The following is a 24,098-nucleotide window of genomic DNA, read 5'->3' on the forward strand; positions in this document are numbered from 1 at the left end:
GCCGCGTTCTCACAGGTTTGTGCTCCTACTGTGATTGCACTACGGTATCGCTACTTTTTCAAACAAAGACACGAGTGGTAATCCATTGTGAAGATAACCCAGAAGATTCTCTTGGCCGTTTTGCTTCCTCTAAGTGCGCTGCTGCCAATTCAGAGCTTCGCCGCTGACGCCTATGACACAGAACTCTTTAATGCCATGGAGTACCGCTTGGTGGGTCCCTACCGGGGCGGGCGATCAGGCACGGTGGTGGGCGTACCCGGTGACCGAGACACCTACTATTTTGGCTCCGTAGGAGGCGGTGTCTGGAAAACCGGTGACGGCGGTAACACCTGGGAGAACATCTCTGACGGTTTCTTTGGCGGTTCCGTGGGTTCTGTGGCTGTCTCGGAATCCGACCCCAATGTAATTTATGTCGGGCTTGGGGAAAAAACCATCCGCGGCAACGTGTCGTCAAACTTTGGAGTATGGAAGTCCACGGATGCAGGAAAAAACTGGATTTTCCTTGGCCTAAAAGACACGCGCCACATCGGTCGAGTACGTGTTCACCCTACGAATCCTGATATCGTTTATGTCGCCGCTATGGGAGATCTATGGCAGTCCAGTGATCAGCGAGGCGTCTACAAGAGCATTGATGGTGGTGAAACCTGGGAGCGCATACTGTTCGTTAACGAAGACGCGGGCGCCGTTGATTTAACTTTCGATCCGGGCAACCCACGCATTCTCTACGCAAGCACCTGGAACGTTCACCGTACTCCCTACAGTCTATCCAGCGGCGGTCCGGGCTCGGACTTATGGAAGAGCAGCGACTCCGGAAAAACCTGGAAGAAGCTCACGGATTTGCCGAATATGCCCGCCGCGCCGCGGGGCATTATTGGCGTGACCGTGTCTCCGGTGAATACGGATCGCGTGTGGGCGATTATCGAAGCTGAGGACGGCGGCGTTTTTCGCTCCGACGATGCGGGTGAGAGCTGGGAAAAAGTAAACAGCGATCGAGCTCTCCGCTCTCGGGCTTGGTACTACAGCCGAATCATTGCGGACAGCCAAGACGAGAATAAGGTGTACGTGATGAACGTCTCCTACGCGACGTCGACCGATGGTGGTAAAACCTTTGGGCTGCGCCGCGCGCCCCATGGTGATCATCACGATCTCTGGATTGATCCCTACGACAACGATCGTATGATCATCGCTGACGACGGTGGCGCTCAAATCTCCACAGACGCTGGAGACAGTTGGACGACTTACTACAACCAACCTACCGCGCAGTTCTATCGCATCGCGACGGATGATCATTTTCCTTACCGTATTTACGGCGCCCAACAGGACAACAGTTCCGTTCGTATTCCTCATCGTACTGATGGCGTAGCGATTACTGAGAATGACTGGGAGGAGACTACGGGGGGGGAAAGCGCCTATCACGCTGTCGATCCGGATGATAATGACATCGTCTACGGAGGTACCTACAAGGGCTATATGTACCGCGGTAACCACAGGAACAATCAGCGGAGGGCGATCAACCCCTGGCCGCTAAATCCTGCAGGCTCCGGTGTTGAAGTCATGAAGTACCGGTTTAACTGGAACTTCCCTACCTTTTTCTCCCACCACGACTCGGACAAGCTCTATGCGTTTTCCCATCGCGTGCATGTTTCTACCAATGAGGGGCAGAGCTGGCAGGTGATAAGCCCGGATCTTACCCGCGCCATTCCCGAGACGCTGGTGTCATCGGGTGGGCCAATTACCCAAGACAATACCGGCGTAGAGTTTTACGCGAACATTCTCACGGCTAACGAGAGTCCCTATGAAGAGGGAGTTCTTTGGACGGGGTCTGACGATGGGCTCATTCATGTTACTCGCGATGGCGGCGAGAACTGGGCTGATGTGACGCCGCCAAAAGCGCCAAAGATGATCATGTGGAATTCTATTGATATCCACCCATCACAGGCGGGAGGTGCATATATCGCCGGTACGATGTACAAGTCGGGAGATTTTGCACCCTACCTTTACAAGACCAGTAACTACGGCAAGAGCTGGACCAAGATCACCAAAGGCATCGAGCCGCTGCACTTTACGCGCGTGTTGCGTGCGGATCCAGATCGCGAGGGCCTGCTTTATGCAGGCACAGAGTACGGTATGTACATGTCCTTCGATGACGGGAAGGCATGGCAGCCTTTCCAGCTGAATCTACCTGAAGTGCCTATCACTGATCTGCAGGTGCGCGATCGAAACCTCATCGTTGCGACTCAGGGCCGAAGCTTCTGGATCATCGATGATCTCTCGCCATTGCATCAGCTTAACGACGACGTTGCCGATGCATCCATGTATCTCTTTGAGCCGAAGCCCAGTTATCGAATCCACCAGGGTGGTCGCGGTAAGCGTGACCCTCTGCTAGAGGGCGAAAACCATCCGGCGGGGGTGATGCTGTACTTCTACCTGAACGAGGCCCTAGGTGAGTCTGACGTAGCAAGTCTGGAGTTTATGGAGAGCGACGGCTCTATCATTAAGCGATTTTCGACAGACGTAGGCGATGAAGACAAGGCGCTAAAGCTGGATGCTAAGGAAGGTGCGAATCTGTTTGTTTGGGATATGCGCTATCCCGATGCAGTGTCCTTTGATGGGCTGATTCTCTACTCCGCAAACACAAAGGGGCCGAAGGCGGTTCCCGGCAACTACACGGCCAGGTTGACGCTTAACGGTCAAAGCATGGATCGTGAGTTTGAGATTCTTAAGGACCCCAGGGTGCTTAGCTCCATAGCGGACCTTCAGGCGCAGTTCGATTTCCTAATTGATGTGCGAGACAAACTGTCTCAGGCGAATCAGGCAGTTATCGACATCCGAATATTACGGACTGACCTTGAGTACCTTAAGGGTAAGCTCGAAGGAGACAGCGCTGCCGTAGAGTCTATTCTCAGCGCGGTGGCTTCGCTGGATGACGCCATGACGGTGATAGAAAACAACATCCACGAGACTCGCAACGAGGCCTACCAGGATCCCCTTAACTTTGGTATCAAGTTGAACAATCGTCTTGCCTATCTGGGGACCCATGCATCCGCGGGCGACTATCGCCCCACGGATGAGGCTGTTGCCTACAAGAAGGTGGTCTCCGAGCAGATCGACAACGAACTTGCGGCTCTTGAATCACTGCTGAGTGACCAGTTGCCAAAAATCAACGCGATGGTAGCAAAGGAGAGCATTGAGGTGCTCTCCGCGCCGCTGTAGGCCATTTACACTGCATGTAAAGGTCACGGCGATCAAGGGATCGATCTATAGAAAGGTAGTAGTGATCGGGCGTCAGGAAAAACCCGGTTGCGTCTCAGTTATTCGTAGCGAATCGTCCCGCCAGCAAGGGGCGGCGTGAGTGCTGGTGTTCGAATTGCCTGAAGTCGCTGTTCAAGGGCATAGGCAAGTCCGATGAGTCGGGGCTCTCCAAAGGCTGTTCCCATGAATGATAGGGTGATGGGCATACCTCTACCGGTAAACCCGATGGGCAGTATGAGGTCTGGCAGTCCCGAAAGATTGGCCAAAATTACCGGCGAACCCCCAGAGCCAGGCTCAGAGATGCCAGCGGGGCGCTCGATAAGTTCAGCGGGGGTGCTCGATGTGGGGTACACAATCGCGTCCAGTGAATGGCTGCTCATGAGACCCTCGATAGTCTGAGTGATCAACGGCAGCGCGTGTGCTTTTACTGCCTCGTATTCAAAGCCATCCAATCCCGAAGCTTCTACCTCCAGTTGCATAAGCGACCAGCGACTGGGGTTTGGACCGACGCCATCCAGTCGTGGCGCGTTCAGCGTCATTGCCCGACTGATGAGCTCTTCCAGATCCTTTGGATACTCATCGTCCAGCGTGCTCAGGTAATCCGCAATTTGGGCTTTGAATTCCGGGTAGCGAATTGCTCTATAGAACTTACCCCGCGACTCCAAAAGCCAATCAGGAAGCTCTACATCAACGATCTCAGCGCCCGCATCGCGCATGGATTGCAATGCAGATTCGACTAACCAATCAACCTCTCCATCGACGCCCATGAACACCCGCGCCACGCCAATACGCGCTCCCTTTAATGAGTCAGGATCCAGGAACTGGCTGTAGTCAGTGTGGGACTTGCCTGCGCTTTTGCTCGTCGAATCATCTGCAGGGTCGACGCCTGTCATCACCCCGAGAGATAGAGCCAGATCAGTAACACTTCGGGTCATGGGCCCGACGGTGTCAAAGGACAATGCTAGCGGTACAACACCATCGCGACTAAGGAGGCCATGGGTAGTCTTTAGGCCCACAATGCCATTGGCAGAGGACGGTCCTCGCACGGAGCCTCCCGTGTCTGTGCCAAGCCCCATGCTGGCAAAGCCCGCGGCTATTGCGGCGCCGGTACCGCCAGAGGAGCCTGAGGGAGTGCGGCCCAAGTGATGCGGGTTAGCGATGACGCCCCCCAAAGAATTCATTGCGCCTCCAGATGCAAATTCACTTAAATTCAATTTGGCGAGAATGATCGCTCCAGCGTCGCGAAGTTTCTGAACAACAAAGGCATCGTCTGGCGGGAGGCTCCCTGCCAGCATAAAGGAGCCCGCCGTTGTCGGCATATCGCCGGTATCCAGATTGTCTTTGATAACAACAGGAATGCCATGGAGTGGTGATCGTCGTCCTTGCGCCTCCCTCTCAATATCAAGCTCTCGCGCACGCTCCAGAGCATTGGGGTTTAGCAACATCACGGTGTTCAGGGTTGGGCCCTGTTGGTCGTAGGCCGTTATTCGGTCGAGGTAAAGCCGGGTGAGTTGCTCAGAGCTCAATACCCCAGCATCCATCGCTGCATTGAGTTCGCTGATGTTGGCGCTTGTGAGTTCTAACTCTGCTGTTTCGCCCGCTGTGCAAGCGCCAAGCAAGGCAATGAATACGAGGTAATGGAAAGAGCTTCGCTGCACGAGCCGAATGTGTCGTATATCTAGCATGAAGAGTCGCCTGCTGATGTTCAAAGTGTATGTATCAATGGGGCTTGAGACTTAAGTGCCGCAGTTCTAATCTACAGCGTCCTCAGGGCCCTGAATTTTACTGAGCATGGCGACGGGCTCACCTTTGCTTACGGGTGGGGTACTGATGACGTAGTTCACCATGCCCGAGAACGGCGCACGAATCTTGGTAACTTCATTTCCAAAGAAGTCCAACAGGACACCGAGAATGGCTCCTTCGGTCACGGTGTAACCGTCTTTCGTGAACGGCTTGAAGATTCCGGATTCCGGACTCTTAACTACCTGAAAGTCACTGAGCCAGGTGATGCCCTGGTTAGGGATTTCATCGCCGGAGATCATGCTCAAATGGCGGAGTACATTCCACACACCTTGTTGCGCGAGACCGGACCAGTAAGGGTCATTGGAGCCAGACTGCCCCGTTTCCGTGGTGATGGCGGGTATCCCTCGTACCAAGGCTGTTAGGTCGGTGAACAAAGAGGGGCCCGTCGCAGTTTGCGGACCCGTATCGATAACAATATGGTCAAGTCCGAACGCCACTGCCATTTCCCGAATCTTCTTATCAAACGCTTTGTTTCCGGTCACCGGCATATAGACATAGGGGCGTAAGGCTTCGTTGCCGTCACCACTGTGCAGGTCAATGAGATAGTCGGCCTGATCGATCACTTCAGTCGTGATCTTGTGGGCAATGCGCTGGCTAAGACTGCCCTGGGGATCGCCCGGGAACATACGATTCAGGTTCTCCCCGTCCACAGGACTGTAGTAAATCGTGCGTCCTAAGAAGGAGGGCATATTCGCGACGTGCACCATGATTACGGTTCCCCGTAACTCACCGGGGTCTATCTCGGATCGGATCGCCTGGAGTGCGGTGATGGGTGGGTACTCGTAGCCGTGTACACCCGCAAGTAGCGCAAGCACAGGCCCTTCGCTAGATCCGTGAGCAATGGTGACCGGTATCCTACTGCCTTCATCAATGCCCTCGGGAATCTCCAGAAAACCTGACACCAGTGTTCCTCGCGAGGCGTGGATGTCGCCGACAGAAAATTCTTCGGCACCTGCCCAGATAGACATCGAGAGTGTGGTAAGCAGCGACAAAACCGCGCAGAGCTTTTTCATAGTGTGTCCATTCTGCAAAGAAAGGGGGGCGAGCCCCGAACAGCGAGTATAGACGCACAAGCACCGGAGCGCGGGATTGTCCGGTTGTTCCTTTAGTCAGTTTCACCTACGTCTACAGGTCCCTGTCGTAGCAGTCCAAGGCCGCTTTCCTTGAAGGCAGTTCGCAGAACTTCAAAGTCACCGGTGAGATAGTCATTGATAGCCGACACGGTGCTTTCGACTCGCGCTTCCGCGAGCTGAGCAAAGACCAGCGCCGTTGGGCTTGGTGCCTCATAGGTCGACGTTAGGAACGATTTTGCGCGTCTTAACGTATTCTCCGCCATTTCATCGACATAGGGACGTCCCTTATTGGCTTTGGGATTACGTAATGTTGCTTCCAGCGATGTGAGCGCTTTAAGACTAGTTTTGACTTGCTCTTTCAGTCCGACGTATTTCTGTGCGTCGGGTGCTTGGGCGAGCAACGTCTCTATAGTGCCGAGGTCTCGTCGTGCAGTGATGATTTGGCTCAGGGCGTTATTGATCGTCCCCTGTAGCTCCTGAAGCTGAAGCTGCATGTCCTGATTGGCCTGCATCGCCGCCAGAGACACTGATACGCGAGGATCGGCCAAGACCTCTGCTTCTAAGGACTCAGACTGATCATCAAAGCTGACAGTAAAAGTGTAGGTGCCGGGTAGGACTTCGATCCCACTGGGCAAGTCCACGTCAGATTTCTTCTTGTCTCCTGGGAGCCTGGGTAGCCCATCGCGCTTTAGATTCCAGGTTACGCGATTGATACCCTGATGAACGTCCGTACTAAAGCTGCGAATGTGCTCGCCGTTCGAGTCTTTGACCGTTATGGTCGCGCGAGGGTCGGGACTTTTCTCGTCGCCGGCGTCCTCAGCACTTTTAGCCTTATCAGCGCGAAGGCCGATGCTGCGCTGCTTTTCTTTTCTGGCGTCGGGGTGGGTAAGATCTCCGCCGCTTGCCATGAAAGTCAGGACAACGCCGTAGTCCTCATTCTTCGCAACATATTCTCCGTTACCCAGGAACCGACTGCCGATAATGGGATTACTGTCGTACTGCTGCCCCACCGTCGCGCCAAGCAGTGCGAAGCGCCTGTCAAAATCGTCTGCGCTCAGACCGCGTAACGGAGAAATATCATCGATAACGTAGATACCTCTTCCATGCGTGCCGACCACAAGGTCGTTCTCTCGCTCCTGAAATGCCAGATCCATCACCGACGCGGTCGGTACTCCCGCCGTGTATTTGGTCCAGCCGTCTCCACCGTTCAGACTGAGAAACAAGCCGAATTCGGTGCCTAACCAGAGTAGCTCTGGGTCCTGGGGATCCTGAAGAACGGACAAGGCATAACCCTTAAGCTTGTCGTCGCTCAGACGCGTCCATTTCTGGCCGAAGTTATCCGCACGATAAACGTAGGGGGTAAAATCCCCGCGACGATGGTTGTCGAATACGACGTAGGCGACATCTTCATCATGAGGGCTGGGGTAAATCATCGGAACCCAGGTGTGCTCTGGAACTCCACGGACTCGATCCTCCACACTGCGCCAGCTCTTTCCGCCATCCTTGGTGACGTGGATCCGGCCATCGTCTGTGCCTACCCAGATCACTCCCTCGGTAACCTTGGACGGCGCAACAGCAATAATCGTCGTGTAGTTTTCCGCTGCAGTGACATCAAGGGTAATGCCGCCGGAGGTTCGAAATGACTGCCATTCACTATTGTTGGTGGTCAAATCATCGCTGATCACCGTCCAGCTCAGACCTCGGTCGGTGGACTTATGCAGGAATTGGCTGCCGTAATAGATCGTGGCCGGATCAAAGGGATCAATAGCAAAGCCAGCAGACCAGTTGAAACGCAGATCCGTGTCCAGGGTAGGGGGGCTAGGGCGAATCAGTCGTTGTTCGCCATTGTTCAGGTTCCAGCGTGACAGGTTGCCACCCTGACTCATGGCGTAGCCCGTATCGGGTATCTCTGGATCGGGCACCGTATCGAAGCCATCACCAAATCCCACTTCTCGCCAATGGAGCGTTCGGATTCCACCCACGTCAAAGGTCTCCGCATCACCACGCCAGGAACCGTTGTCCTGCAGTCCGCCGTAGACATGGTAGGGATGCGCGTTATCAACAGCGATATGGTAGAACTGGGCTAACGGTAAATTTTCTATGAATCGCCAGGTATCGCCCGCATCACGGGTGATCGCGATACCGCCATCGTTACCCGAAATCATATGCGACGGATCGTTTGGATTAATCCACCAGGCATGGGTATCAATGTGTACGGTTTCCCCAGGAGCGCAGCAGTCGATGGCCTCAATATAGTTAAACGTTTTACCTCCATCAATGGAACGCCTAACGCGACTCTCGACGTTATACACCGTGTCAGGGTCCTTGGGATCGACGTCCAGAAGGGTGTAGTAGAACGGTCTGATGGTGATGTTTGTCTCATCGTTGACGGTTTTCCAGCTCATGCCGCCGTCGTCTGATCGGATAAGTGCGGAGTCTTTGGCTTCGACCAGCGCGTAAACACGGGATGGGTCACTGGGAGCTATCGCGAAAATTGAGCGGCCTAGGTCACCTTCCGGTATGCCGTCTTCTGCGGAGAGTTGCGTCCAGCTTTCGCCAGCATTGAGCGAATAATAGAGCCCGGAACCGGGCCCTCCACTCTCAAAACGGTAGGGCCAGCGGCGGAACTGCCATAGAGATGCAAAGAGTTTGTTCGGATTGCTGGGGTCAATTTTTACATCGGTAGCGCCTGTTCGCCCATTGGGGCCAGTGAGCAAAGGTGTCCAGGTTTTACCACCATCTGTTGTTTTAAAAACGCCACGATCCCCTCCATCATTCCAAAGAGGCCCCAACGCTGACACGTAGGCAGTTTCAGGATCGGTAGGGTGAAGGGCTATTCGATTGATTCGTTCGGTGCCCTCCAGCCCGGACTTGACCCACGTCCGACCACCGTCGGTGGATCGGTACAGGCCATCGCCGATCGATGTGGAATTCCGTGTGGCTCCTTCACCCGTTCCCACCCAAATAACATCGGGATAGCTTTGGTTTATCGCGATGGCGCCGATGGAGTTGACAGGCTGATCATCGAAAAGTGCGTTCCAGGTGATGCCGCCATTATCGGATCGCCAAACACCGCCAGACGCCGCGCCAACCACTATGAGCTTTGGGTTGGAGGTTACTGAGGCTACGGCACTGACTCGTCCCGACATGCCTGCGGGGCCAATATTTCGCGCCTCCATGCCTGTCAATAGATCCGAATCTAGAGCGCTCGCGCTAGCCGCAGAAAAAAGGATTGAGCCGCCAAGAATCACTGTGATTCGTGAAATTGCGTTCATCGATGAAAAGCCCGTAGGTAGAATTCCAGGGCGTGTAGACTACATTTTTTTCACAGGTCCTTCATCGACTTTTAGTGTATCCACCCGCCGGTTGCCTGGAGCGGAGCCTGAGAACCCTTAGCGCTCACCCATAGGGCCACAGCCTTTGCCATTGCCCCAGCTTCACTTGTTTTGGGTAGCGCCACTTCGGCTTTACCGTCAGCAGAAACGAGCGGTAGCTCAGCTTTAGCAAGCACCACAAAATCGTTGACCAGACGCTTGCCGCGATTCTCTCCTCTGCGTACCTCGCTCACCTGCTCCATGCTTAGCCAGGCCACGTGCACGCGATACTCATCAATGCTATCGCTACCGCCGGGGGCGCTATAGCGAACTCGTAGTTCGTTATTGTGGAGCACTGCGTGCAGCTCACCGCCTAGACCGGCAGTGGTCGGGATCGCTCTACCTTGGCGCCATCCATGCCACTCGGTCCCGCCGGCGACTACCCCGGGGGTGTACACGCCGCGGACGACGCCTTCACGAGCGTATTGCCGCTGGCGTTGCCCAAAGGATTCCTTCGCGAAGCGATCTGGCCATCCGATAGAGTCCCAGTAGTTCACATGGAAGGCGACGGGCACAAAGTCTGTCCATAAGCCTTTGTGAGCTTTGAGCCCGGATATCCATCTATCCGCAGGGGGGCAACTGCTACAGCCTTCGGAAGTATAGAGCTCCACCAAGGGTACTGGTGCGGGCCCGGAACTATAGCTCTGTTGCGTGTCTGTCTGCGATTGCGCATTTGCGATGGCAGAGTCGACTGTCAGATACAAACCGAGTGCCACGGCGATCCAAAACATGGATCGTACAGACGCGCTGCATGTCAGGCTTGAAGCGGGGTTACGGTCCGTATGTCTGCGATAGTGATTCATCATGCGGGTTGCGGAAGCCAAAAGCTGAATTCTGTCCCGTGATTGCCTTCACTGCGCACCGCTATCTGGGAGCGGTGAAGATCGACGATCCGTTTGACAATCGCGAGGCCCAGTCCGGTACCCCCCATTGCAGAATCAGAGGTTGAATCGGTGTCTCTTTGATAAAAGCGTTCAAAGATCCGCGGAATATCCTGAGAGGCTATCCCATCGCCATTGTCCGAGACTTGTACACGCACTCGCTCAGCATCATCAGTGACTCGAACGGTGATCTCGCCGCCTGCGGGTGTATGTCGCAGAGCATTGTGGATCAAGTTTTCCAGCAGTCTGTGGATCATCGCTATATCGGCACGCACCTGCAGACTTTCGCTCGCTGCTTCCGTGGTGAGGGTGATTCCCCGTTCGCGAGCTGAGACTTCATGGTCAAGGACGATGTCTTGAATCAATTCCATGACCGGAAAGTTCTCCCAGTGAGGTTCTACGGTGCCCGATTCCAATGTGGATAATTCAAACAATTCGCCGATCAATTCGTTCAGGCGCAGTGCATGTTTATGGGCCGTGCGGATGTAGTCCTCCTGGGCGCTCGTGTCCAGGTCCTTAACCATCAGTGTTTCGAGGAAGCCCTGTATGGAGCTCACGGGGGTTCGAAGATCATGAGATACGTTGGCTATAAGCTCTCGTCGATTACGATCGATCTCCGTCTGCGCATCAAACTGCTGCTCGATACGCTCACTCATATCTGTGATCGCAGCACCCAAGAGGCCAACTTCGTCTTTGGTTGATTGCTGTGAATCAATGTCAATTGCGCCGGTATAGCTGTCTTCACGATAGCGACTCACCGCCGAAGCGAGTCGCTGCAGTCTGCGCGTCAGCAGAAAGAACAGCAGTAGACCGCCGATCATCGCAAAGCATAATGCCGCTGCGATCGTTGCGACCCCCGTTTGCAGGTTGTAGCTGTTCGCTAATGATTGCTGTATCCCGTCATAGTCTTTGCCATTCAGTACGGTGTACAGGTAGGCAGACACGTCTCCTGCGTCGTCGAGTATGGGGGATACAGAAAATATCTTGCTGTCTGTATCGCTGCGCGGGTCGTCAGCGAAGATAGGCAGCTTACTGCTGTCGCGCATAAAGCGCTTTAAGGGCGCCATATCTACTTGCTGACGTAACACCGTTCCTTCAGGGAGAGCGTGGGACAGAATCCGCCCTTCGGTGTCCAGTAGATAAACCTCAACAATAGGATTGATGAACATGACGTGATGTGCCAGCTCCTTGAGCGCTACTTCGTTGACTCCTGTGGGACCAAACAAAGGCATGTCTTCGGCTGCGTGGAGTGCGATGTCACGATTGATGCGCTGGGTTGTTTCCAGAGCATAGAGCTCGCTGGTTCTCGTGCTGATGCCAATCAGAACGCCGCCCGCAATAATGAAAAGAAGACCTGTGGCTAAGGCCAAGCGCAGGTATAAGTGCTGGAACATCTTCACGGCTCCACCTGAAAACGATAACCCACGCCCCATACTGTGCTTACGTATAGCGGGTTCCCGGGGTCTTCTTCGATTTTGCCGCGTAGGCGATTAATGTGGGTATTGACCGTGTGCTCGTAACCGTCGTGGCCGTATCCCCAAACCTCGTCAAGGAGCTCCGAGCGCCGGAACACTCGTCCCGGCTGTTTTGCGAAGTGCAAAAGTAGATCGAACTCTCGGGACGTAAGCTCGATACGATCACCGTTCATGGTGACACGATGGGTTCGATCGCATATAGAGAACGGTCCCAGTTCCAGCGGCGGGTCCTCAGCGTTGTTCTCCTGAGACCGAGTCTGCTGACGTGTCATGCCGGCGCGTCGCAGTAAAGCCTTTGCCCGCGCCGTGAGTTCTAGAGGGCTAAAAGGTTTGGTTAGGTAATCGTCTGCCCCAAGTTCCAGACCCAGGACACGGTCAAGCTCACTGGACTTAGCGGTGAGCATAAGAATAGGGGTGATGCTTCCTTGCTCGCGTAACTGGCGACAGATATCCAATCCACCCACACCGGGGAGCCTCAGGTCGAGAACCATGAGGTCCCAGGACTCGCTGCGGGCAAGTTGAAGAGCATCATCGCCACGATCACAGTGAGTCAATTCAGCATTGAGGTCCTCCAGATGCATGACGATGAGTCGGGCTATGTCTTCATCATCCTCAACGACGAGAATACGAGGAAGAGGGATGGTGCTTGCTACGTCGCGGCGACTTGCGTTGACGGTAGATAGAGGCGCTTCGGTCATAGACAGCTCGGAATCAAGGCGGAACAGTTCTCTTAGAGGACGGTTAGCCGCTCGAGTTCCCAAGCTGTGTCTCATGCTACTGCGTCCGAGTGACACGAAGGCGTGCTACGGGGTTGTCGAAGCGATGAGTCTGATTCAAAACGGAACCCATCAAGCCATCATCTGAGGTGACAACACCGCCGTGCATGGTGACCTGATCGGCCAGATCATCGCGAGCGCTGTTCAGCCCTTCACCGCCATCGGCGGGCCCCGGAATAGTGCCTGCTGCCTCGGTGTTAGCTTCGGTGCCTGCATCGTAGGCGATGGTGCTAAAGGAGAGTGAGTCGCCTACAGCCATTTGAGAGACGTCGATACTGTTCAGGCCAGTGATCGCATCATTCGTATTTACCAGCATGGTGGAGACGGAGAGACGAATTCCCGAGGTGTCATCTCCTTCGATTTCCAACAACACCATGTCGCTGGCACCGGGTCCCACGGGCGCTTCCCCGCTTGCAGTTACTGCATCACTAAACTCATTCAAAAGCTCGCTATTGTCGCCGCCTTCAGCAAGCAGCTCTAAGCCTGCAGATGCAGGTTGACCAATGGTAAATACGCGCTGGCTGTCTTCATGGAGCATAACTGCTAAGGGGGACAGAGGCTGCCCGATGGTCAGATTCACAACGCTGACTTCAAAGCTGGCATTTGTTACGGGTACCGGCGTTGGCTCGGGGGCGGGAGGCGTAGTGATGCCGCCGCTGTCACCGCAGGCGACGAGAACACTGGCAGCGAGCGAAAGATATAGATATCTCATGGTCTGCTCCTTAGTTAACGGTCACAACAACGCGAACTACAGGGTTCAACCAGCGATGCACGGTATTGTCGATATCGCTGTTGCCACCACCTAAGTTGTCGTCCCCAAGAACGTTACGATGAATGTGTACGAAGCCTTCGGCTGTCGCGGCAATACCAGTGCCACCGGTGCCGCTGGCCGCCAGTACGGGAGGGGGGGCGGGATATCCGGGCTCGCCCGGTGCGCCGCTACCAACCACCTCATCATTACCTTCTGTACCAGAGTCATAGGCGTTGACGCCGTATACATAGCGGCCCGGCTCCGTGGGTATCTCGATAGCATTGAGACCCATGAACCCATCGTTGCTGGGCAGAATCATCGCCACGATGGACAAGCGCGTGTTGTCCGGCGCGTCATCGGTGTTGAGCATAGCGGTGGTGCGCTGACCTGGCGCTAAGAGACCTTCCGCCGGGTTGGTTACGACGGTGGCGTTGATAGCCTCTACATCGGCTACCAGAGCGGAGATGTCGCCACCCTCGGCCATAGCCTGAAGGCTGGCGCTTGCAGCCTCTCCGCTAGTAAACAGACTCGCGTTTGAGGCGTGAGCGGCTACGAGCAGCGGAGTGAAGTAGCTTCCCCGCGTGAGGTTTATGATTTCAACGTCGAACTGGGCAGCGCCTGCCGGCGCGATTGATGTAGCTAGTAAAGCGAGTGATGCAAAGGTCTTTTTCATGATGAGGACTCCAGTGATGTTATGGAGCCGCCAGTGTTGCTCCGAGCGGTGCTCGGAGTTATCACAAAAGTCTCACGATTTGTTTACATGTTTGTCTCGCGACTTTTCAGTGCTGCCTCGCCACGACTCTTTAGCTCTGGGGTATGCTAGCAACGGTTAAGTGTTAGGCGATGATCATCCCATGAAGAATACAGCTCTGATTTTCTTACTGTCGGCCGTGTTGCTGGCGCTCTCTTTCACAACTTCTGCCCAAGAAGCGAGTTTCGACCAGAACGTCATTTCGGGCATGGAGTGGCGGAACATAGGCCCCAATCGGGGTGGCCGCTCTCTCGGAATTTCTGGAAGTCCGGGTAGAAAGAATGAGTACTATTTTGGCGCAGTGGGTGGTGGGCTCTGGAAGACCGTCGACGGTGGCCTCAACTGGAAGCCTGTGACCGATGGTCAGCTGACCAGTTCGTCTGTAGGCGCTGTTGCCGTCGCTGAGACTAACCCTGACGTTGTGTACATCGGTACTGGCGAAACCCAGCTTCGCGGCAACATTATGCAAGGTGATGGGGTATACAAATCTGTCGACGCTGGGGAGACCTGGGAGAACGTAGGGCTCAAGGATACCCAGGCTATTGCCAGAGTCAGAGTGCATCCGACGGATCCCGACACGGTTTACGTAGCGGCTCTCGGTCATCCTTATGGCACCAACAAAGAGCGTGGCGTATTTCGGAGTAAAGACGGTGGCGTTTCCTGGAAGAAGGTCCTTTACCTGAGCGATAAAGCGGGCGCGGCAGATCTGATCATTGATCGTCGAAACCCCGATACGCTTTATGCAACCATTTGGCAGGTGTATCGCACGCCCTGGAAAATGTGGGGAGGTGCGGGTGATAGCGGTCTGTTTAAATCCACGGACGGTGGGGATACTTGGGAAGAGCTTACGGGTAACCCCGGTATGGCCGAAGCGCCTGTTGGAAAAATAGGAATAACAGTTTCACCCGTAGACTCTGATCGGCTCTGGGCGATCGTCGAGTCCGCTGAAGGCGGGGTGTTTCGTTCTGATGATGCCGGTGCGACCTGGTCACGTACCAATAGCGAGCGAAAGCTGCGTCAGCGTGCCTTTTACTACAGCCGCATCTACGCAGATCCCAAAGATGTGGATACTGTCTATGCGCTAAATACCGGCTTTTATCAATCTACCGATGGCGGTGAGACTTTCGAGACAACCATCAAGGCTCCTCACGGCGACAATCACGATCTTTGGATTGATCCCAGTAACCCTCTGCGAATGGCTAATTCAAATGATGGGGGAGGGAATATCTCTATCAATGGCGGCAAGTCGTGGACGGACCAAAATTTCCCAACCTCGCAGCTCTATCACATCATGGTAACCAGTGACTTTCCCTATCACGTCTGCGGTGCTCAGCAGGACAACTCGACGATGTGTATCCCTAGTGAAGGCTGGGACTTTAAGCAAGCGGGGGGACCTTCGGCAGAGTACTACTACCCTGCGGGAGGTGGTGAAAGCGGGTACATCGCTCAGCACCCGGACAAGCCCGATTGGTTTTATGCGGGCAGTCAAGGGGCGCTGCTGACCAAGTTTAACCGCACGACGGGCTATGAGCGTGACGTACAGGTCTATCCACGCTTTTTTTCGGGTGAGCCTGCTAGTGCACTGCCAGAACGATGGCAGTGGACGTTCCCTATTGTGTTCTCCCCCGTGGACTCATCGCGCCTGTATACGACCTCGCAGCACGTATGGGTGAGTGAGGACGAGGGCCAGAGCTGGTCAAAAATGAGCCCAGACCTTACTTATGCTGAGCCCGACACCATGGGCAAGACCGGCGGTGTAATTACCAATGACATGAATGGCCCGGAGATCTACGCCACAGTGTTTGCCTTGGAGCCCTCGCAACATGATGTGAATACAATCTGGGCGGGATCCGATGACGGTCTCATGCATATCACCCGTAATCACGGTGAATCCTGGGAGAACATTACACCCAAAGACCTGCCTAAACACTCGCGAATCAGCATCATCGATGAGTCGGCCCATTCGCCTGGCACTGCATACATTGCGGTAAAGCGTTATCAGATGGATGACCGCAAGCCCTACATCTGGAAGACAGATGATTACGGAAAGTCCTGGAGGAAGATCGTCAAAGGTATTCGCGCGGACGACTTCATCCATGTGGTCAGAGAAGATCCGTTCAAAGCCGGATTACTGTTTGCCGGTGGTGAGCATGCGGTCTACGTGTCCTTTGACGACGGTGAAAACTGGCACTCCTTGCAACTCAACATGCCGGATACACAAACCGCTGACTTGCATGTGACCGAGAAAGATCTAGTGGTGGGCACCCATGGTCGATCAATTTATGTGCTGGACGATATAGCGCCCCTTAGAGAGTATTCCTCGGAGATAGCGGCGGCCAAGTTCCATTTGTTTGAGCCTTTGTACGCGGTACGCCGGGTTCAGGAAGCTTCAATTCAATATTATTTAGCTGAAGAGGCCGAGGAAGTCCGCATCTCGGTGATTGATAGTCAGGGCAATGTCATTGTTGAGAAGACTGGCAGGGAGCCGGAGCTGGAAGAGGTCGACGACCCCTATGCCCGCTGGTATGGCGCGTTACCGAAAGACCCGACGACCGCCAAGGGATTGAACGTCTGGTCCTGGAATAATCGCTATGCCGGTGCTGCGGATTTTGAGGGCATGATTATCTGGTCAGGCCGTCCGCAATTGGGTCCCATTGCCCCTCCCGGTGAGTACACGGTCTCTATGACGGTTGATGGCGACACGCAGAGCGCGACCTTTATGCTCAAGTCTGATCCTCGCTTTGATGTGCCTGAATCTGATATTCAAGAGCAGTTCGAGTTTGCCATGCAGATCCGAGACGCTACGGATGCAGCTAACAAAGGAGTAATCCGCATTCGTGAGCTGAAAAGCCAGCTCGAGGAGCAGTTGGGTGAGGCTCCATCAAAACGCCTTGCGAGAGCTGCCGATAAGTTTATCGATAAGTTGAGTGTGGTAGAGGGAGAGCTTTATCAGGTGAAGAACGTGAGTCCGCAAGATCCGCTCAACTTCCCGATAAAGCTCAATAACCGCCTCGCCTACCTGCAAAGGAGTACCGAGAGCGGCGATGGTCGTCCCACGCAGGGGCAGCTCGATGTCTTTGCTCTTTTAAAGGATGAGCTTGATGGTTTACTTGCGGATTTGAATGAGGCGATCGATAACGATCTACCCAAGCTCAATGAAGCGCTCGAGAAAGACGGCCTGCAGAGCCTGGGAGCTGATTGATCTCGACTCGAGTGCCTAGGGGATAACGATCGGCTCCAGATGAACTGGCAGAATTACCCGCGAGTCGGGTGATACCTGCTTTGCGGTTTCGACGAAGGGAATCAGGTTGCGTTTTACGTTAGTCTCCTGAGAGAAGCCATAAGGCAGTCGAAAGTTGTCCCAGTGGGTAGGAATGACAATCGGTGGAAAGTCCGTGGATTCGAGTAGGCGACGGTCGTAATCGTAAAGACCGAGACGCGAACCGTTTATTCCCGCAAGGAGGATGTCAGGTTCCAGACCTTCGAACTCTCGTTCGATAAAGTTCATCGATCCCATGGTTAGTATGCTGCGGCCGCCGAGACGCACCAAAAAACTCAATGCTCCCCCCTCAATAAACTGCTCAATGCGCAGCGGTGCCTTTAGGTAGGTGCTCACGTCGTAGGTCCGGTTATCGATATAGTGTTTTTGATTGAGTGCTGAGTGAAGGCCGGGTACGACTCGTACGCTAAAACCGTCAAACAGATAGTCCTCTCCGCCTTTAACCGGGTACAGCTGCTCGTCCGGAATCCCATATGCCCTGAGAATCATGATGACCGTCTCAGTGCCCACTACTTTCGCGCCGGTCTTCTTAGCGATGAACGGCACATCACCCAGGTGATCAAAGTGCCCGTGCTGCATCAGAATGTAGTCGGCTTCAGGAATGAGTTTGGCGACAAGGTCCTCGTCCACAGGCGCTGGATCGGTGCGCTTATAGATTGGGCGCTCATCGTCCGGGTGCCCCGCACCGCCATACTGAATCCGTGAGGGCCACGGATCTACAAGAATGATGGTCTCTCCGTCGGTAATGCGCCAGCCTGCGGCGCCAAAGTAGGTCATTTCCAGAGGTGATTGTGTTTGCGCAATTGCTAGCGGTGAAGCCGCTATGGTCAATAACGCGGCGAAACAACGGGGAAACAATCTGCGTAAGTCGATCATAGGAACCTCTGAATCAAAGGATTGCTTAAGAGACAGGCCTGACATTAGCACTGGAAAAACTAGAATGGCATCAGTTTTCATCCGCTTTTGCACGACTGGGTATCGCACGGCGGCAAGGGTATCCTATGGGATACATGCTTTAATGGTTGTTTACCGCGCGTTCCTCCTGCGGTACTGAATCTACGGTTTCTAGTGAGGGCAAAGCATGTCAGATAAGTTTTTCTTCAAGGGGCGTCAGGATGCCCGTCAGGACTATGCCGGGGGCGCTTATCAAGCGAAGGGGGGTAGTGCTGCCGGTAGTGAAAAGTATCCCCTGAAATTGGTTGTGACCAGTGCGGCGCGACAAGCTGAAGTGCAAACCCTTGTGGACGATGCAAAGCTCCACGCACATATCACCCTCGATACTAATGATGATGCTGAGGAGTCGATTAAAGAGCTCACGGCCTTATTAAGCAAAGGACCTACTGTTACCGTTGAAAAGACCCCTGCCCGCAACGAGCCATGTAGCTGCGGCAGCGGCAAGAAGTATAAAAAGTGCTGCGGATGATAAACCTCATGTCTTTGATACGAACGCCATTGATTGCGATCCTTGCAGTGCTGTCTTTCGCGCCGAGTGCTTGCGGTGAAGATAGATTCGATCTTATTGTTGCGGGCGGTCGGATTGTTGATGGCTCGGGTAATCCTTGGTATCAAGCTGATGTCGGCGTTGTCGGCGACCGCATTGTTCGCATTGGCGATCTGAGCTCCTTCACTGCTACACGCAGAATTGATGCTACGGGGCTTACGGTGACTCCAGGCTTCATCGATCCTCATACGCATGCGCTTCCAGGTATTTTTGACGTGCCCAACGCCGAAAGCTCGCTTTTGCAGGGGGTCACCACTCTTACTGATGGTAACGATGGCAGTTCACCGTTTCCCATCGATGAGCACTATGCGGAGATCGCTGCGCACAAGATAAGCCCTAACTGGGCGGTTTTTGTGGGTCAGGGCACGATCCGGGATGCAGTAATAGGTAAGGACGACCGTAAGGCAACACCGGTAGAAATGTCACAAATGAAGCAGATGGTCCGCGAGGCTATGGAGCAGGGCGCTCTAGGTATTTCCACGGGACTTTTTTATGTACCCGGGAGCTTTACTCCGACAGAGGAAGTCATAGAGCTGTCGCGCATCGCGGGGGAGTACGGCGGTATATACATCTCGCATATGCGAGAAGAGGCTGCGGAGATCATCGAATCGGTGAACGAAACCATCCGCATTGGTATGGAAGCAGATATCCCGGTTCAGATAACTCACCATAAAGTCATCGGTGCAAAAAACTGGGGCTTATCAAAGGACACTCTACGGCTGGTCGATGAAGCGCGTGCTGACGGCATTGATGTCACCATGGATCAGTACCCATATACCGCATCGCAAACCTATATAACCGCGTTGATTCCCCAGTGGGCTCAAGCGGGAGGGCGCGAGCAATTGCTTGCGCGGATTGATGATCCCGAGACCCGGGCTGAGGTGAAAGCGGCGGTGGTCGACAAGATTCTGTTCGACCGTGGCGGCGGTCATCCCAAGAACGTGTTTATCTCTCGCTGCGCATGGAATCCGGATCTGGAGGGTAAAAGCCTCGCAGAGCTCGCTGAAGCCAGAGGCCTCGCGCCGACACCGGAAAATGCCGCAGATGTCGTGTTCGACATCATTCGTAGCGGTGGCGCCATCGCGGTCTATCACGCGATCGATGCAGAAGATGTTGACCGCATCATGCAGCATCCGGCGAGTGCGATTGGCTCTGATGGTCAGGTAATCGTGTTTGGCCAGGGTGCTGCCCATCCACGTCAGTATGGCTCTTTTGCGCGGGTGTTGGGGTACTACGTTCGAGAGCGGCAGGTGATCAGTCTCGAGGAGGCTGTGCGCAAAATGAGTAGTGCGTCAGCCCTTCGGCTTGGGATCCATGATCGAGGATTTATCAACAATGGGTATTTTGCTGATATTGCTATCTTCGATGCGGACGAGATCATCGACAAGGCGACTTTCGATAACCCTCATCAGTATGCCGTTGGCATGAAGTATGTGCTGGTCAATGGAGAGATAGTTGTAGAGGAGGGGAGTCACACCGGTCGACGCCCTGGAAGAGTGTTACATGGCCCAGGCTACATTGGTCGGGTGGACTAATGCCAGTTCGCGTTCTCATTGCCAGCTTTTTGGAGCCAGAATACGTCGAGCAAATTCGAGCGGTGGACTCACGCCTTGAGGTCATCTACGAACCAGCGCTCATCGCAAAACCTCGTTACCCTGCTGATCACAAGGGTGATACCTTTGAGCGGTCCGCAGAGCAAGAAGAGCAGTGGCTAAAGCTCCTTGCGGAGTCGGAGATCATTTTTGATTTTGATCAGACGCATCTTGATGACTTGCCGGAGCTTGCAGGCAGCGCTAAGTGGCTGCAAACAACCAGCTCGGGCGTTGCACGCTTCCTTTCTGAGCGCGGCTATGACCGGCGTATGCCCAACACTGTGTTTACCAATGCCGCGGGCATTCATGCCCAGCCGTTGGCCGAGTTTTGTTTCATGGTCATGACGATCTTCAACAAGGGCTTTCTGAGATTGATGGAAGAGCAAAAGGCGAAGCGCTGGGAGCGTTACGCTGGTTTTGATCTCAGTAATAAAACCATAGTCATCGTGGGCCTTGGGAAGGTGGGTGAGGAAGTGGCGCGGCTGGCCAAGCAGTTTCGGATGAACGTCATTGGAGTGAAGCGATCTACGATCCACGCAGACCCTAATGCGCTTAACGTTGACGAAATTTATCCGCCCGACGCGCTGGATAAGGTTTTGCCTCGAGCCGAATTTTTGGTTTTGATTGCTCCGCATACCGCCGAAACTGAAAACATGATGGGCGGGGATCAGTTTGCTTTGATGCCGAGCGATGCGGTACTGGTCAACATCGGCAGAGGCGCTCTGGTAGATGAAGCCGCCTTAATGGCTTCTCTCAACAGCGGACATCTGCGAGGAGCGGGTTTGGATGTTTTCCAAACTGAGCCGTTGCCACAAGATAGCCCCCTTTGGGAAATGCCCAACGTCATTGTCAGTCCCCATTCGGCGAGCACCACTAACAACGAGAATCAATTGATCACCGATTTGTTTTGCCAAAACTTGCACTTGTATCTTGCGGGCAGACCTCTGATCAACGTGGTGTAAATGCCTTCAGCCAGGTAGTGGCTTGGCGCTCGAGAAGTAAACGTTACGGTAGAGGACTAAACCATGCTGGAGCCGACATCAGATAACACAGCCATCGTTTTGATTCTGGTGCTAACGGTCCTTTGTGCGATTTGGCTCGAGAAGAATACCAAAACCTTTGAGAAAATCGGTGCCGCTGCGCTGAGTATTCTCATTGGCATGCTGTTGTCTAACGTAGGCGTCATTCCAGGGGAGTCGGTTGTCTACGACTTCTTTCGTGGACCGGGTGTACTGGCAGGCATTACGCTGTTTCTCTTAACTGTGGACTTAGCTTCGATAAGGCAAGCCGGTGGTCCGATGCTTAAAGCCTTTTTGCTTGGCGCCTGTGGTGCGGCTTTCGGGGGCGCTGCAATGGGCTTTCTGTTTGTAGATGCGATAGGCCCCGATACCTGGAAGCTCTCCGGGCAGTTTGCGGCCACCTACATTGGTGGTGGAGTCAATTTCGCCGCAGTGGGTCAGGCTCTGGACACATCGAGTGAGTACTTTACTGCGGGGGTTGCCGCGGACGTTATCGTCACCGCTATCTGGCTGATCGCCTGCATTACGATTCCCGAGTTTTTTGGGAAGCGCGATCCGCAGATCGAATCTTCTACACTCGGCAAGCCCGTCGAGGGAGCCGACGCGAAATCCGCCATTGGGAGTCTTCTCTACTCCAGCGGAAAACCGATTACTCTTCGTGATCTCGCTATGCTGATGTCCATTGTCATGGTCTGCATGTGGCTATCTCGGCTGATTAGTACTTGGGTGCCAATCATTCCCATGATCATTTGGCTCACGACGCTAGTACTGGTTCTTGCCCAATTCCGGGTTGTGAAGAACCTGTCGGGCGCGCTTGTGCTGGGCAATTATCTACTGCTCTTGTTTCTAGCAACCAACGGGGCTGTCTCGGTTATCGCAAGGATCATTGAAATAGGCCCGGCCATTTTTTACTTTGCCTTAGGCACGGTGCTTATTCACGGGGTGATCATTTTCGGTGTAGGCATCATGCTCAAGATAGACTCGACCGTGATCGCTATCGCTTCTCAGGCAAATATAGGCGGAGCGTCTTCCGCTATGGCGATTGCGGGAGCGAGGGGCGTGCCTAACTTAATCTTGCCGGGCATTGCGGTTGGTTTGTTGGGAACGGCCTTAGGCAACTATGTTGGTTTATTGCTCGCGAACGTCATGAAAATCTTCATTGGCTAGTTAAAGCGGCGCTCCCTCGGGCTTGAGAGGTTGGCTGCGAGGACTGGAGTCCTTCGGCGCCTAGTTCACATCGCTTGCATTCTGTGCGCTGGAGGCTTTAATAGGAGTGGTATTCCCATAACAAATATAAGCGAGGAAAAATCATGGCTGAAGCAGCTTTAGCAAGCGTTCATAGCAGCGTACCCGATCCGAGTTCTATCCCCCTTGAAGCCCTGAATGTTGCCCAGGCAGAAATCTTTCAGGCCAATGTCCACGGTGAATACTTCCGTCGTCTTCGTCGAGAAGCACCGGTGCACTTTTGCCCCGACAGTCAGTTTGGACCCTATTGGTCGATTACGAAGTACAACGACATTATGGCAGTAGACACTGATCACACGCGGTTTTCTTCAGAGCGCGACATTGTTATTGGCGATCAGCCCCAGGGTTTTGCGCCGCCGATGTTCATTGCCATGGATAATCCCAAGCACGATGCGCAGCGAAAGACGGTACAGCCTGCGGTGGCCCCTCAGCGGCTCAACGAGCTTCAGGATCTTATTCGTCAACGCGTGATAACTATTTTGGACAGTCTTCCCGTGGGCGAAGAGTTCGATTGGGTGGAGAGAGTATCAAAAGAGCTAACTACGCAGATGCTTGCCACTCTCTTTGATTTTCCTTTCGAAGATCGGCACCTGCTGCCTTATTGGTCTGATGTCACGACCACCTCCGAGACCGTCGGCGTTGAGGTGGACATGAACGAGCGTCAGCGAGTGCTGGGGGAGTGTCTCGAGTACTTCAGTCGCTTGTGGCGGGAGCGCGCGGCGCAGCCCATGAAGTTCGATTTCATTTCGCTGCTGGCCCACGGCGAGGATACAAAGGACATGATTGATAAGCCCGAAGAGTTCCTCGGGAATCTCATGTTGCTGATCGTCGGCGGTAATGACACTACGAGAAACTCTATATCAGCAGGGGTGGTCGAGCTGAATCGCAATCCCGAGGAATACGCGAAGCTCACCGCGAATCCGGATTTAGTGACGAATATGGTGTCGGAGATTATTCGTTACCAGACGCCTTTGGGGCATATGCGACGCACCGCTCTCGAGGACGTTGATTTTCGCGGTCAGAAAATCAAGAAAGGCGATCGAGTGGTCATGTGGTACGTATCAGGAAACAGGGATGAAGAAGTGATAGATCGCCCCGATGAATTCCTTATTGATCGTGAGAAAGCGCGTCAGCATCTCTCTTTTGGATTTGGGATTCACCGCTGTATGGGTAACCGCGTGGGCGAGATGCAGCTGCGTATTCTCTGGGAAGAGATTCTCCAGCGATTTGAACGTGTGGAGGTGGTCGGCGAACCCGAGCGTGTATTGTCTAACTTCGTCATGGGGTACTCGAAGCTTCCCGTAGTGCTGCACGCTAAGGCGTAG

16 protein-coding genes are annotated in these 24,098 nt (G+C 54.1%); 7 read left to right on the forward strand and 9 right to left on the reverse strand.

The genetic code is table 11. The annotated features are described in order from the left end of the window. The first annotated feature begins 87 nt into the window (after positions 1-87). Positions 88-3,213 (forward strand): VPS10 domain-containing protein, encoded by a 3,126-nt coding sequence (locus R0137_RS08045; RefSeq protein WP_407329863.1) that lies wholly within the window; start codon positions 88-90, stop codon positions 3,211-3,213. 98 nt (positions 3,214-3,311) lie between these two features. On the opposite strand, the gene R0137_RS08050 is transcribed toward R0137_RS08045, so the two are convergent. The 8 genes from R0137_RS08050 to R0137_RS08085 all read right to left on the reverse strand — a co-directional run bounded on the left by R0137_RS08050 (position 3,312) and on the right by R0137_RS08085 (position 14,058). Further along, positions 3,312-4,937: an amidase family protein gene (locus R0137_RS08050; RefSeq protein WP_407329864.1), complete on the reverse strand. Its 1,626-nt coding sequence runs from the start codon at positions 4,935-4,937 to the stop codon at positions 3,312-3,314. Between the two features lie 66 nt (positions 4,938-5,003). Beyond that, positions 5,004-6,068 carry a succinylglutamate desuccinylase/aspartoacylase family protein gene (locus R0137_RS08055; protein WP_407329865.1) on the reverse strand — a complete coding sequence of 355 codons (1,065 nt, stop codon included), beginning with the start codon at positions 6,066-6,068 and terminating at the stop codon, positions 5,004-5,006. 92 nt (positions 6,069-6,160) lie between these two features. Beyond that, positions 6,161-9,403 (reverse strand): VPS10 domain-containing protein, encoded by a 3,243-nt coding sequence (locus tag R0137_RS08060; protein WP_407329866.1) that lies wholly within the window; start codon positions 9,401-9,403, stop codon positions 6,161-6,163. Positions 9,404-9,474: 71 nt separating this feature from the next. Further along, complete coding sequence (locus R0137_RS08065; RefSeq protein WP_407329867.1) at positions 9,475-10,326, reverse strand: DUF1223 domain-containing protein; 852 nt, start codon at positions 10,324-10,326, stop codon at positions 9,475-9,477. Continuing rightward, positions 10,305-11,777 (reverse strand): sensor histidine kinase, encoded by a 1,473-nt coding sequence (locus R0137_RS08070; RefSeq protein ID WP_407329868.1) that lies wholly within the window; start codon positions 11,775-11,777, stop codon positions 10,305-10,307. The genes R0137_RS08065 and R0137_RS08070 overlap by 22 nt, the downstream gene beginning before the upstream one ends. A gap of 2 nt (positions 11,778-11,779) precedes the next feature. After that, positions 11,780-12,631, reverse strand: coding sequence for a response regulator (locus R0137_RS08075; RefSeq protein WP_407329869.1), 852 nt, complete (start codon positions 12,629-12,631; stop codon positions 11,780-11,782). Between the two features lies 1 nt (position 12,632). Beyond that, on the reverse strand, positions 12,633-13,346 hold the full coding sequence (locus R0137_RS08080) for a spondin domain-containing protein (protein ID WP_407329870.1): 714 nt from the start codon (positions 13,344-13,346) through the stop codon (positions 12,633-12,635). A gap of 10 nt (positions 13,347-13,356) precedes the next feature. Then, the gene (locus R0137_RS08085; RefSeq protein ID WP_407329871.1) at positions 13,357-14,058 is read right to left on the reverse strand and encodes a spondin domain-containing protein; all 702 of its coding nucleotides are present in this window, start codon (positions 14,056-14,058) and stop codon (positions 13,357-13,359) included. A 181-nt stretch (positions 14,059-14,239) separates the two neighbouring features. Here R0137_RS08085 and R0137_RS08090 point away from each other — a divergent pair, with 181 nt between their 5' ends. Continuing rightward, positions 14,240-17,338 (forward strand): WD40/YVTN/BNR-like repeat-containing protein, encoded by a 3,099-nt coding sequence (locus tag R0137_RS08090; protein ID WP_407329872.1) that lies wholly within the window; start codon positions 14,240-14,242, stop codon positions 17,336-17,338. A gap of 15 nt (positions 17,339-17,353) precedes the next feature. Here the strand turns inward: R0137_RS08090 and R0137_RS08095 are convergent, their stop codons facing one another. Further along, on the reverse strand, positions 17,354-18,292 hold the full coding sequence (locus tag R0137_RS08095) for an MBL fold metallo-hydrolase (protein WP_407329873.1): 939 nt from the start codon (positions 18,290-18,292) through the stop codon (positions 17,354-17,356). 205 nt (positions 18,293-18,497) lie between these two features. On the opposite strand from R0137_RS08095, the gene R0137_RS08100 reads away from it, so the two are divergent. The 5 genes from R0137_RS08100 (at position 18,498) to R0137_RS08120 (ending at position 24,098) form a co-directional block, all read left to right on the forward strand. Further along, entirely contained in the window at positions 18,498-18,839 is a 342-nt protein-coding gene (locus R0137_RS08100; protein WP_407329874.1) for a PBPRA1643 family SWIM/SEC-C metal-binding motif protein, read from the forward strand. An 8-nt stretch (positions 18,840-18,847) separates the two neighbouring features. Continuing rightward, a complete protein-coding gene (locus R0137_RS08105) occupies positions 18,848-20,452 on the forward strand; it encodes an amidohydrolase family protein (RefSeq protein WP_407329875.1) in 1,605 nt (534 codons plus the stop codon). Continuing rightward, positions 20,452-21,471 carry a D-2-hydroxyacid dehydrogenase gene (locus R0137_RS08110; RefSeq protein WP_407329876.1) on the forward strand — a complete coding sequence of 340 codons (1,020 nt, stop codon included), beginning with the start codon at positions 20,452-20,454 and terminating at the stop codon, positions 21,469-21,471. The genes R0137_RS08105 and R0137_RS08110 overlap by 1 nt, the downstream gene beginning before the upstream one ends. Positions 21,472-21,534: 63 nt before the next feature. Continuing rightward, a complete protein-coding gene (locus tag R0137_RS08115; RefSeq protein ID WP_407329877.1) occupies positions 21,535-22,695 on the forward strand; it encodes a DUF819 domain-containing protein in 1,161 nt (386 codons plus the stop codon). Positions 22,696-22,838: 143 nt separating this feature from the next. Beyond that, positions 22,839-24,098, forward strand: coding sequence for a cytochrome P450 (locus tag R0137_RS08120; RefSeq protein ID WP_407329878.1), 1,260 nt, complete (start codon positions 22,839-22,841; stop codon positions 24,096-24,098).

Source organism: Congregibacter brevis (genome assembly GCF_045689245.1).
In the GTDB taxonomy this organism is placed as follows: domain Bacteria; phylum Pseudomonadota; class Gammaproteobacteria; order Pseudomonadales; family Halieaceae; genus Congregibacter; species Congregibacter brevis.